The organism is uncultured Cardiobacterium sp., assembly GCF_938028185.1.
Taxonomy (GTDB): domain Bacteria; phylum Pseudomonadota; class Gammaproteobacteria; order Cardiobacteriales; family Cardiobacteriaceae; genus Cardiobacterium.
In genome coordinates this window covers 1-11,395 of the sequence record NZ_CALJAH010000450.1, presented here as the reverse complement: position 1 = coordinate 11,395, position 11,395 = coordinate 1, and the positions used below count along the sequence as shown (strand labels likewise).

General features: G+C 61.1%; 14 protein-coding genes and 1 pseudogene. 5 read left to right on the top strand and 10 right to left on the bottom strand.

What is annotated here, in order from left to right; genetic code table 11:
- The first annotated feature begins 354 nt into the window (after nucleotides 1-354).
- The 4 genes from cysZ (at nucleotide 355) to Q0349_RS13090 (ending at nucleotide 4,007) form a co-directional block, all read left to right on the top strand.
- On the top strand, nucleotides 355-1,050 hold the full coding sequence (gene cysZ / locus Q0349_RS13105) for a sulfate transporter CysZ (RefSeq protein ID WP_298081464.1): 696 nt from the start codon (nucleotides 355-357) through the stop codon (nucleotides 1,048-1,050).
- A complete protein-coding gene (locus tag Q0349_RS13100; RefSeq protein ID WP_298081463.1) occupies nucleotides 1,051-2,223 on the top strand; it encodes an aminoacetone oxidase family FAD-binding enzyme in 1,173 nt (390 codons plus the stop codon).
- Nucleotides 2,224-2,747: 524 nt separating this feature from the next.
- Nucleotides 2,748-3,287 carry an oligoribonuclease gene (orn, locus tag Q0349_RS13095; RefSeq protein WP_366916330.1) on the top strand — a complete coding sequence of 180 codons (540 nt, stop codon included), beginning with the start codon at nucleotides 2,748-2,750 and terminating at the stop codon, nucleotides 3,285-3,287.
- Nucleotides 3,288-3,392: 105 nt separating this feature from the next.
- Nucleotides 3,393-4,007: a superoxide dismutase gene (locus Q0349_RS13090; protein ID WP_298081461.1), complete on the top strand. Its 615-nt coding sequence runs from the start codon at nucleotides 3,393-3,395 to the stop codon at nucleotides 4,005-4,007.
- Nucleotides 4,008-4,105: 98 nt separating this feature from the next.
- Here the strand turns inward: Q0349_RS13090 and Q0349_RS13085 are convergent, their stop codons facing one another.
- On the bottom strand, nucleotides 4,106-4,879 hold the full coding sequence (locus Q0349_RS13085; RefSeq protein WP_298081460.1) for a transferrin-binding protein-like solute binding protein: 774 nt from the start codon (nucleotides 4,877-4,879) through the stop codon (nucleotides 4,106-4,108).
- A gap of 147 nt (nucleotides 4,880-5,026) precedes the next feature.
- Nucleotides 5,027-5,920, bottom strand: coding sequence for a Slam-dependent surface lipoprotein (locus tag Q0349_RS13080; RefSeq protein WP_298081459.1), 894 nt, complete (start codon nucleotides 5,918-5,920; stop codon nucleotides 5,027-5,029).
- A gap of 23 nt (nucleotides 5,921-5,943) precedes the next feature.
- Between Q0349_RS13080 and Q0349_RS13075 the strand changes: the two genes are divergently transcribed.
- On the top strand, nucleotides 5,944-6,120 hold the full coding sequence (locus Q0349_RS13075) for a hypothetical protein (RefSeq protein WP_298081458.1): 177 nt from the start codon (nucleotides 5,944-5,946) through the stop codon (nucleotides 6,118-6,120).
- On the opposite strand, the gene Q0349_RS13070 is transcribed toward Q0349_RS13075, so the two are convergent.
- The 8 genes and pseudogenes from Q0349_RS13070 to Q0349_RS13035 form a co-directional block, all read right to left on the bottom strand.
- Nucleotides 6,076-6,819 carry a transferrin-binding protein-like solute binding protein gene (locus Q0349_RS13070; protein WP_298081457.1) on the bottom strand — a complete coding sequence of 248 codons (744 nt, stop codon included), beginning with the start codon at nucleotides 6,817-6,819 and terminating at the stop codon, nucleotides 6,076-6,078. The two genes, Q0349_RS13075 and Q0349_RS13070, sit on opposite strands and share 45 nt — an antisense overlap.
- Before the next feature lie 88 nt (nucleotides 6,820-6,907).
- On the bottom strand, nucleotides 6,908-7,723 hold the full coding sequence (locus Q0349_RS13065; protein ID WP_298081456.1) for a metal ABC transporter permease: 816 nt from the start codon (nucleotides 7,721-7,723) through the stop codon (nucleotides 6,908-6,910).
- On the bottom strand, nucleotides 7,707-8,546 hold the full coding sequence (locus Q0349_RS13060) for a metal ABC transporter permease (protein WP_298081455.1): 840 nt from the start codon (nucleotides 8,544-8,546) through the stop codon (nucleotides 7,707-7,709). The genes Q0349_RS13065 and Q0349_RS13060 overlap by 17 nt, the downstream gene beginning before the upstream one ends.
- Complete coding sequence (locus Q0349_RS13055; RefSeq protein ID WP_298081454.1) at nucleotides 8,543-9,376, bottom strand: ATP-binding cassette domain-containing protein; 834 nt, start codon at nucleotides 9,374-9,376, stop codon at nucleotides 8,543-8,545. The genes Q0349_RS13060 and Q0349_RS13055 overlap by 4 nt, the downstream gene beginning before the upstream one ends.
- Nucleotides 9,360-10,241, bottom strand: a complete 882-nt coding sequence (locus tag Q0349_RS13050) for a metal ABC transporter substrate-binding protein (protein WP_298081453.1) — start codon at nucleotides 10,239-10,241, stop codon at nucleotides 9,360-9,362. Before Q0349_RS13050 ends, Q0349_RS13055 begins: the two co-directional genes overlap by 17 nt.
- Nucleotides 10,242-10,362: 121 nt before the next feature.
- Entirely contained in the window at nucleotides 10,363-10,722 is a 360-nt protein-coding gene (gene speD / locus Q0349_RS13045; RefSeq protein ID WP_298081452.1) for an adenosylmethionine decarboxylase, read from the bottom strand.
- Nucleotides 10,723-10,786: 64 nt separating this feature from the next.
- The gene (locus Q0349_RS13040; RefSeq protein ID WP_298081451.1) at nucleotides 10,787-10,954 is read right to left on the bottom strand and encodes a hypothetical protein; all 168 of its coding nucleotides are present in this window, start codon (nucleotides 10,952-10,954) and stop codon (nucleotides 10,787-10,789) included.
- Between the two features lie 12 nt (nucleotides 10,955-10,966).
- A pseudogene (locus Q0349_RS13035) lies at nucleotides 10,967-11,395 on the bottom strand (hypothetical protein); the annotation flags it as partial.

Below are 11,395 nucleotides of genomic sequence, written 5' to 3'. Positions count from 1 at the left end.
ACACTTCAATGCCGAACCTTTCATGATGGTGGGGCAAGCCCCACCCTACGACCGGCTCAGCAAATCGCAAAGCGGCTGCAGGATGTGTCGCAGGCACGCATTTTGGCTTTTCACCGCGTGCGTGTCGGCTACGCCGCTTGTATGTAAACCGCCGATATGCTCCCTCCCCCTGTGGGGGAGGGGTGGGGTGGGGCAGCAAACGTAAAAAATCGCCATTTTGGCTCTTGAATAATATCGTTCACACCCTCCCTGACCTTCCACCAAAGGGGGAGAGCGCGTTTTGAACAAGCAGCACCACTATACCTTTCAGAACACCACCAACATCCGCCACAAAAAAACAAAAAACCCGCGCCCATGAACGCCCTTAACTGCATCACCGAAGCCTTTGCCTGGCTCTTCCGCCCCGGCATCCGCCGCTTCATCCTGCTGCCGCTCGCGGTCAACATCGTCCTCTTCGCCGCAGGCAGCTACGCCGCCTTCCACTACGGCGACGCGCTGATTACCGCCTTTCTCCCCGACTGGCTCGCTTGGCTGCACGGACTGCTCTACCCGCTCATCGCCATTGCCCTGCTCATTCTCACCTACTACGGCTTCAGCCTGATGGCGAACCTCATCGCCGCGCCGTTCAACAGCCTGCTCGCCGCCGCCGTCGAAAAAGCCGAACGCGGCGAACCGCCACCCGCCGACACGCCGCTGTGGCGCGAAATCCTCACCAGCTTCGCCCAAGAGCTGCACAAACCGCTCTACTTTCTCGCACTCGCCCTGCCGACGCCCATCCTCGCCCTCATCCTGCCGCCGCTGGCGCCGCCGCTGTGGTTCACCTACACCGCCTGGTGCGCCGCGCTGCAATACCTCGACTACCCGATGGCCAACCACGGCATCCGCTTCCGCGACCAGCGCACCCGCCTGCGCCAGCACCGTGGCGACAGCCTCGCCTGCGGCGGTGCCATCAGCCTGCTCACCACCGTGCCGCTGCTGAACCTCATCGCCATGCCGGTCGGCGTCATCGCCGCCACGCTTTACTGGTGCCGCCATCTGCGCGAGGACTGAATGCGTTACGACGCCATCATCATCGGCGCCGGTGCCGCCGGTACCTACTGCGCCATCCACGCCGCGGGTCGCGGCCTGCGCGTATTGCTGCTCGACCACAACCCCGACCTCGGCGCGAAAATCCGCGTCTCCGGCGGTGGCCGCTGCAACTTCACCAACACCAATGCCAGCGCCGACACCTATCACAGCCACAACCCGCACTTCCCCCGCGCCGCCCTCGCCCGCCACCGCTCGCAAGATGTGCTGGACTGGTTCGGCGCGCGCGGCATCACCTGGCACGAAAAACACCTGGGGCAAATCTTTGCCAACCAGCGCAGTCGCGGCATTCTCGCCGCCCTGCACGGGGCGCTCACCAACAGCGGCGCGACCCTGCAACCCGCCACCACCCTGCTGGAACATCACCACGACGGCGAACAATTCCGCCTGCACACCTCTCGCGGCGACTACCGCACCCCACATCTTGTCATCGCCAGCGGCGCGCCGTCGTACCCCAAACTGGGCGCGACCGACCTCGCGCTACGCATCGCCAAACAGCACCACATCGTCAACTACCCCTACCGCCCTGCCCTCGTCCCGCTCACCCTCGCCGCACCACCCGCCACGCTGGCAGGCGTCAGCCATGAAGTCATCATCCAGTGCGACGGCGCGCCCGCCTTCCGCGACCAGCTCCTTTACACCCACCGTGGCATCAGCGGCCCGGCGGTATTGCAAATCTCGACCTGGTGGCAACGCGGGCAGACGCTCACCATAAACCCGCTGCCCGACCTGCCCGCCGACGCACTCGTCGCCGCCAAACGCGCCCAACCGCAGCAAACCCTCGCGCAATTCCTGCGCGCGCACCTGCCGAAAGCCGTCGCCGACCACCTTGCCCTGCCCTACTCCGCAGACCCCTTGCAACACCACAGCGACACCGCACTCAGCCGCATCCTGCACGAACTGCAACACCGCGCGGTGATGCCGAGCGGCACGGAAGGGATGCACAAGGCGGAGGCGTGCAGCGGCGGCATCGACACGCGCGAACTTGACCCGAAAACCTTCCGGGTGAAAAAACACCCCGGCCTGCATTTCATCGGCGAAGCGCTGGACGTCACCGGCTGGCTCGGCGGTTACAACCTGCAATGGGCGTGGTCATCGGCGTGGAGCTGCGCGCAGTGTTTGGGAGAGACGGGGTAGGAATTGCCCCGCCATCGCGCATTTTGTAGCGCTAAGGGCTGTTTACAATTTAGACCTCCCTCCTCCGCAGGGCGAAACCCGCAGCGGGCGGGTTCCGTGCGTAGGGTGTGTGGCGGCGTAGCCGACACGCACGCGGGAATTTGACATCGGCAAACGCGTGCGTGCCTGCGGCACACACCCTACAATCTAATGATGTAGCTCACAAAATCGTCGCCACGCAACCGTATTGGATTGGGCGTGTTTACGGCTGAATGGTAAACAGTCCTTAACCAAACCTGCGAATGTAATCATCATGTTATGGCCAATTGTGAACAGCGCCTAGCCCTTACCCCCAATCCCTCTCTCACAGAGCGATTGGGGGTGATGGCAACAATCAATTGAAAAATCGGAATTTCGGCTTATCAATAATATCGCTCACCCCCTCCCCGGCCCTCCCCCGCTGCGGGCTTCGCCCTGCAGGAGAGGGAGATTTTTCAATTGTAAACAGCCCATAACCCAACCTACCCCCCAACCCAAGGAACACCATCATGCAACACCCCGACAACCTCGTCTGGATTGACCTCGAAATGACCGGCCTCGACCCGCAGACCGACCACATCCTCGAAATCGCCACCCTCGTCACCGACGCGCAGCTCAACCTCCTCGCCGAAGGCCCGGTGATTGCCATCCACCAGAGCGCAGAAATCCTCGACAATCTCGACGACTGGAACCGCCAGCACCACGGCAAAAGCGGCCTGCTGGAGCGCTGCCGCGCGAGTGCCATCAGCACCCGAGAGGCAGAAGCGGCGACCCTCGCCTTCATCCGCCAGTACGTCCCGGCGAAAAAATCCCCGCTCTGCGGCAACAGCATCTGTCAGGATCGCCGCTTCATGGCACGCCTCATGCCCGAACTCGAAGACTACTTTCACTACCGCAACCTTGACGTCTCCACCCTGAAAGAGCTGGTGCGCCGCTGGTACCCGCAGCACACCTTCGTCAAAAACACGACACATCAGGCACTTGCCGACATCCAGGACTCCATCAACGAACTGCGCCACTACCGCCAAACCATATTTCGCGCATAGACCAAACAGAAAAACAAAACATTAAACAAAAAACAAACAGAAAAACTTGAAAACCCGCGTGCGCGCGCCAATAATAGCCGCCCCACAAACACGGAGAACCCCACCATGACAAACTACACCTTCGCCCCCCTGCCCTACCCCGCAGACGCACTGGAGCCGGTCATCGACAAAACCACGATGGAAATCCACCACGGCCGCCACCACAAGGCCTATTTCGACAACTTCACCGCTGCCATCAAGGACAGCCCGCTGGCGGGTGAAACGCTGGAAGCCATTTTCGCCAACATCAGCAAACACCCGGCAGCGGTGCGCAACAACGGCGGCGGCTACTACAACCACAATCTCTACTGGAACGTGATGAGCCCGAACGGCGGCGGCGCGCCGCAAGGCGAGCTGCTGGACGCCATCAACGCCGCCTTTGGCAGCTTTGACGCCTTCAAAACCGCCTTCAAGGACGCGGGCATCAAACAGTTCGGCTCCGGCTGGGCATGGCTGATTGTCGGCAAGGACGGCAAACTGGCGATTACCAGCACCCCGAACCAGGACAACCCGCTGATGGACACCGCCGCCGTGCAGGGCACGCCGATTCTCGGCTGCGACGTCTGGGAGCACGCCTACTACCTCCACTACCAGAACAAACGCCCGGATTATCTGGAAGCGTGGTGGAACGTGGTGAACTGGCCGTATGTCGCCGACCTTTACCGCCAGGCCAAAGCCTGATACGAGAAAACCGCCGCAAGGCGGTTTTTTTATGCGCTGTTGGTGCAGGCGCAAAAAAGGGCTGCCATTGCAGCCCTTTGATGTGGTTTTGACGGAGATTAGTCGTCGCGTTTGGCGCCGAAGCTGCCGCGCAGTTGCTGGCGGCTGTCGTGGAAAACGCCGCCCAGTTCGCGCGCGTTGTTACCGTAGAAGTGGCCGCTGCTGCTGACGGTGCCGTCGCTGTAGAACTGGTTGCCGCGAATGCGGGCGTCGATGTAAACCGGATCGAAGCGGATGTCGCTGTCGCGGTCGGCGCTGATGCGTCCGCTGACGGTACGGTTGCCGAAATTGACGTTGAAATCGGCATTGGCGACTTCGGCTGTGCCGTCGCGACCGACAACGGCTTCACCGTCGTAGCGGGCGCTGCCGCTGGTCGGCATATTTTCGGTAAACGCGCCCTGGCTGAAGACGTAGTCGGTGCCGCCGTGGGTAATGTAACCGAAGCGGCTGTTACGGTAGCCGTGGCCGCTGACGAGGAAGTTTTTGTAGCTGACGCCGTTAACCGTCGTGCCGTTGCGCGCCTTGATGTGCGGCACGCCGCTGGTGACGATGCCGATTTGGCGCGACGGCAGGCGTTTGCCGTCAACGTTCAGGGTATCGAGGTTGTTGCTGTTCAGCGTTTGCAAGTCGCGGCTGTCGGTGCGATTGCGACTGTTGGCGACGACGTAACTGTCGCCGTGGTAACTGCGACGGGCATCGTAATCGCGGTCATCGCGGCGGTGGGTGTCGCGGTCCGGATCGGACGGCAGGCGGTCTTTGTCTTTGTCATCACCACCACAGGCGGTGAGTAACAACGCGGTAATCATGGCGAATGCAACGGTTTGTTTTTTCACGGGACGTCTCCTGATAAGTTGGCAATGTCGTTGTGCTGCGACAACGGCGTCATTATCCCGCTTGCAACATGAAAGTTTTATGGCGCGATGGATTACGGTTATGAAAAAAGGGTCGCGAGGCGACCCTTGGTGTGGCAAACGCGGCTTTTAGTTGCTGCTGGTGCTGGTGCGCACTGCGCCAAAGCTGCCGGAGAGTGTTTGCGTGCTGTCCTGGAAGATACCGCCGAGTTCGCGGGCGTTGTCGCCGTAGAAGCTGCCGGTACTGCGGACGGCGGCGTCGCTCTTGGTGCTGAAGCTGTTGCCGTTGATGTCCGCCGCGATGTTGATCGGGTTAAAGTCAATCTGGCCGTTGGCGTTTTTGGTAATGCTGCCGGTGAGCGTTTTTTCGCCGAAATTGGCGCTGAAGTTGGCCAGCGCGGTATCAGCGACGGCGGCACGACCAACGGCTGCGGCGCCGCTGTATTTGGCAACGCCCGCTGTCGGCATATTCGCCGTCGGTGCGCCCTGGCTGAAGATGTAGTCTTCGTTGCCGTCGTTGATGTAGCCGAATTTTTGGTTTTGGTAGATGGTGCCGCTGACGACGAACAGTTTGTAGCTTTTGCCATCAACGGTGCTGTTTTGCATTCGGAGCATATTGCCGGCGCGGATGTTGGCAATTTCCAGCGGCAGTTGTTTGCCGTTGATGTTGAGTACGTTGAGTTTGTCGCTACCGACACTTTGCGCGTCAGCAAGACCATTCGGCTGTTTGCCCAGCGGTACAACGAATGCCTTGCCCTGGAACTGCCCGACGGCTTTGTCCTTGTTCTGCTGGCCACCCTGATTAACCGGCGGCGGGATGAGCTGGCTGCTGCCGTCGTTGTTTTTGCCGGAATCGTTCGGCGCAGACGGGGTGTTGTCGTTTTTGCCGGGGGCGGTCGGCGGATTGTTGCCGCCGTTATTCGGCTTGCCCGGATCAACGGCAGGATTGTCGTTGCTGTCGCTGCCGCCGCAAGCGGTGAGCAGCAGGGTGGCGATGGTCAGTCCAAGTGCGTGTTTTTTCATGTGATGTCTCCATTGGAATGCGGATGTCGTCGCAGCGCGACAACGGCGGCATTATGGCGGGGCGGGCGGTGAAAATCCATGAAAGTCTGTTCAATGCGTTCTCCGCGCGTAAAAAAGGGCTGCACACGGCAGCCCCTGATGTGGTTCGCAATGAATCACTCGGCGCGGATGGCGCCAAAGCTGCCACCGAGGCTTTGTGAGCTGTCGTGCAGCACGCCGCCCAGTTCGCGTGCATTGTCGCCATAGAAGTAGCCGGTACTTTGTACGGCGCCGTCGCCGGTGCTGAAGCTGTTGCCGTTGATGGTCGCGTTGAACTTGATCGGGTTGAAGGCGACGCGGCTGTTTTGCAGCGGGGTGATGTCCGCGCTCAGGGTTTTCTGGCCGAAATCGGCGGTGAAATTGGCCGGTGCCGGGCCAACCGCACCGCCTTTGCCCAGCACGGCGATACCGGCGTAGCGCACGCTGCCGCTGCTCGGCATATTCGCCGTCGGCAGCCCCTGGCTGAAGATGTAGTCTTCGTTGCCGTCGTTGATATAGCCGAATTTGCTGTTTCTGTAGTTGGTGCCGCTGGCATAGAACAGTTTGTAGCTCTTGCCGTTGTAGTTGAGGTTGCCGTTAATCTGGGTCAGGCTACCGGCGATAACACCGGGGATTTGCAGCGCGACCTGTTTGCCGTTGGCATTGAGTACGGCAAGGGCATCACTGCCGACGTTTTTTGCTTCATTGATGCTGCCGGGCTGGCTGCCGCTGGCAACGACAAATGCCTTGCCGCGATAAGCGCCTGTCACCTGGTTGTCCGGGGCTTTCGGGTCGCTCGGCGAATCACTGCCACCGCCACCGCCGCAAGCGCTGACCAGGATGAGGGTTGCAATACCAAGTCCGAGGGTGTGTGTTTTCATGTCATGCTCCATGTTGTGAAATGTTGTCGCATGGTTGCGACGGCAGGCATTATGCCGGGCGGGAAGCAGCTTTGCCACATTTGCGGCATTACCGCCCGCGCAGCACCGCCCGCAGCGCCAGCATCAGCACGAACCCGGCGGACTGGCAGAGGACGATGCTGGCGCCAGTCGAGGCATCCAGATGGTAGCTTAAGAGGACGCCGCCGCAGGTGGCCGCCACCGACAGTATTACCGCGACAATGAGGGTATGGTGGAAGCGTTTGGTCACAAGCTGCGCGCTGACGCCGGGGGCGATGAGCATGGCAACGACAAGGATGACGCCGACCGCCTGCATCGCGCCGATGGCGGTCAGGGTCAGCATGACCAGCAGGCTGGTGCGCAGCACGGGGACGTTCAGCCCGGCGAGGCGGGCTTGGGCTTCGTCGAAGGTGTAGAGCAGGTAGTCGCGCCATTTGACGGCAAGCACGGCGAGCACGGCGGCGCAGATGGCGATGACTTGCCAGCGCTGGCCGAGCGTCATGCCGAGCAGGTTGCCAAAGAGGATGTGGGTGAGGTGCTGGTCGGTGCCGCTTTTTTGGTAGAGGAGGAAGCCGGCGGCAAAGAGGGTGGCGAAGGTGATGCCGAGCAGGGTGTCGCTTTTCAGGGTGCTGCGTTCTTCGAGCCAGCCGGTGACGAGGGTGCAGGTGAGGCCTGCGGCGAAGGCGCCGAGGATGAGCGGCAGGCCGAGGCTGTCGGCGATGACGATGCCGGGGAGGACGGCGTGCGAGATGGCGTCGCCCATCAGCGCCCAGCCTTTGTGGACGATGTAGCAGGAGAGCAGGGCGCAGGTGACGGCGAGCAGCAGGGCGATGGCGAGCGCTTGCTGCATGAAGGGGTATTGCAGGGCTTCAAGGACGGGATTCATGGCGCAGGTGGGCGAGGTGTTGCAGGCGGCGGACGGCGAAGACGGCGAGGAACAGGCCGCCTTGCAGGACGACGATGACCGCGCCGGTGATGCTGTCGAGGTAGTAGCTGGCGTAGGTGCCGATGACGGCGGTCGTGACGCCGATGATAAAAGCGGTAATCAGCACTTTGCCGAAGCTGCGGCAGAGGAGGAAGGCGGTCGCGCCGGGGGTAATCAGCAGGGCGATGACCAGTATTGCGCCGACGGTTTGCAGTGCGGCGACGACGGCGGCGCTGACCAGCAGGAAAAACGTCCAGCGCAGGCGGGCGACGGGCAGCCCGGCGGTAACGGCCTGGATGTCATCGAAAAAGTAGAGCATCAGGTCGCGCCATTTGGCGGCGATGACCGCGAGCGAGACGGCGCAGATGGCGAGCATTTGCCAGAGGTCGCGGTCGTCGATGCCGAGGATGTTGCCGTAGATGACCGCTTGCAGGTTGATGCCGGTCGGATAGAGCGAAATGATGAAGAGGCCTGCGGCAAAGAAGGTGGTGAAGACGAGGCCGATGATGGCGTCCTGCCGCAGCATCGGCAGGCGTTTCAGCACGAGCATCGCGCTAGCTGCGAGGATGCCGGTGGTGAAGGCGCCGAGGGCGTAGGGCAGTTTCCACAGGTAGGCGAGCGCGACGCCGGGGACGACCGCGTGCGAGAGCGCGTCTCCTATCAGCGACCAGCCCTTGAGCATGAGATAGACGGAAAGCAGTGCGCAGACGCCGCCGACCGCCGCCGCGCTGATGAGCGCCTTGACCATGAAGCCGTATTGCAGGGGTTCGAGCAGGGCGGTCATGGCTGGCTGCTCCTGTCACCGACGAAAACGGCGGGATGTTCGTCGTCGCTGACGATGCGCACTTGCGGCGCGACTTCGCCGAGGCCGATGTTTTTCAGCACGCTGCCGAAAGCGCGCTCCAGATTATCGACGGTGTAAATTTCGTGAATGTCGCCGTGGGCGATGAGTTCGCGGTTAATCAGCACCACTTCGTTGCAATACTGCGGCACCGCGCCGAGGTTGTGGGTAGAGACCAGAATCAGATAGCCCTCGTCGCGCAGGGTCTTCAACAGTTCCATCACCGCAAATTCCGTCTTCGCATCGACCCCGGTAAACGGTTCATCGAGCAAGATAATGCGGCTTTGCTGGGCGAGCGCGCGGGCGAGGAAAACGCGCTTTTTCTGCCCGCCGGACAGCGCGCCGATTTGCCGCGCCGCCAAATCGCTGATGCCGAGGCGTTCCATTGCGGCGGCAACCGCGTCACGGTCGGCGGCACGCGGACGGCGCAGCATTCCCATGTGGCCGTAGCGCCCCAGCATCACCACATCTTTCACCAAAATCGGGAAATGCCAGTCGATATTCTCGCTTTGCGGCACATAGGCAATGCCGTTCTGCCGCATCGCCTGCGCCACCGGCAGGCCATTGACGCGGACGCTGCCGGACTGCGGGCGGATGATGCCCATGATGGTGTTGAACAGCGTCGATTTGCCGGAGCCGTTCACGCCGACAAGGGCGCAAACGGTGCGCCCTTGCAGGGAAAAACTGACATCGCGGATAGCCTGATGGCCGTTCGGATAAGTGACGCTGACGTGCGCAACGTCAAGCGTAATCGCGTCAGTGCTGGAAGCCATTGATCACCGTGTCGGTCGTGACTTTGAGCAAATCCAGATACGTCGGCACCGGGCCGTCGGCGGCAGAAAGCGAATCCACATAAAGCACGCCGCCGTATTTCGCGCCACTCTCCTTCGCCACCTGCTTCGCCGGTTTGTCGGAAATCGTGCTTTCGCTGAAGACCACCGGAATCTTGTTGGCGCGCACCGTCTCAATCAAGGCGCTCACCTGCTGCGGCGTGCCTTGCTGCTCGGCATTAATCGGCCACAAATAGGCTTCCTTGAAACCCAAATCGCGGGCGAGATAACTGAACGCGCCCTCGCTCGAAACCAGCCAGCGCTGCTCCGGCGGGATTTTCGCCACTTCCTCCTTCAACTTCGCATCCATCGCTTCCAGCTTGGCGAGATAAGCGGCGGCGTTCTTGTGATAATTGTCGGCGTGCGCCGGGTCATGCTTGGCGAGCGCCGCCTCAATATTCTTCACATAAATTTTGGCATTACTGACCGACATCCAGGCGTGCGGATTCGGCTTGCCATCGTACTCGCCGCCATGAATGGACATCGGCTCGACGCCTTCGGTAACGACCACGGACGGCACATCCTTCACATTGGCGAAGAAGCGCTCAAACCAGCGCTCCAGATTCAGCCCGTTCCAGAGCACCAAATCGGCCTGCTGCGCCTTGACCAAATCCTGCGGCGTCGGCTCATAGTCGTGGATTTCCGCGCCGGGCTTGGTGATGGAGAGCACCGTGGCGTCATCACCGGCGACATTCTGCGCCATATCGGCGATAACGGTGAACGTCGTCACCACCGTGAACGGCTTGCCGTCTGCCGCGAACAGCGGCGAAACGACACAAAAAAGCAGGGAAAAGAGCAGATTTTTCATGATTTACCTCAAAATGTGTGTGAAAGGGTTGGCGGGATCCCGGAGCGCATCATACGCCGACAGATTTTAGCTTTCAAATGAGAATGTCTGTTATTTGCGTAAAATACTGTATCGCAGAAAATTATCCTGGCACGCTGATTCCGCGAGAAAATTCCCGCCAATCGGCGCGCTCCGCGCGCAAGTCATTGCAGAGAAGGACGCGGGCGCGTTCCAGTTGCCCGTCGCCACACAAAAACACATCCAGCGCGGCAAAACCATGCTCCGGCCAGGTGTGAATGCTGAGATGCGACTCGGCGAGCAGCAGCACGCCGGTGACGCCCATGCCGTCGCCAAAATGATGAAAATGCGCGGCGAGCGTGGTCGCGCCTGCGGCATCGGCCGCGCGCTGGAGCAATGCCTGCAACGCGGCGGCATCGGCGAGCAGGGCGGCATCGCAGCCGTAGAGGTCAAGCAGGGCGTGATTGCCGGGGGCGTAGGTCATGGGTAAAGCCATTTACATTAAGGGTAGCGACTATTGTGTATGTATAACGGGTAAAGCGGTGGCGTTATTTATGCCAACTGCCGCTGCTGTAGCCACCGCCGCCGCTGCCGAAGAAGCCGCCGCTGTGGCTGCGTGTGCCGCCAGTGTTTTCGAGGTTGCTCATGCCGTAGTTGATGATGGTGCAGAAAATCAGCACGCTGGCGGCGATGGCGTAGTAGGTGTTGCGTTTCATCCGAGGCTCCGTTCAGTCGTCATCATCGTCGTCTTTGAGGACGTCGTGCCAGTCGCCCCGTTTGCCGAGGCGGGTGAGGCCGACGATGGCGGCGAGGGTGATAAAGAGGGATATGCCGAAGTCGTCGCTGTCCATCGTCAGCCAGGCGGGAATGTTGAAGATGACGTAGATGACGACCATCACGGCGAAGACCGAGCCTTTGCCCGCCGCCGCGCCGTCGTCGATTTTCCGCCCGAACCATTGTCCGACCTGGTCGGTGCTGACGGCGAGGTTGCGGCTCCAGCTGAGTTCGCTTGCGCCCTGTTCGGCGCAGAGTTTGTCGTCTTCGCGGCCATAGTCGCGATGTTGCAGGGTGTCGCCCGGCTGGATGTGCCAGTAGAACGCGCCCGCCGCGCTCTCCACCCGGCTTTGGTAGTCGTAAAGTTTTGCCTTGCCGAGCGG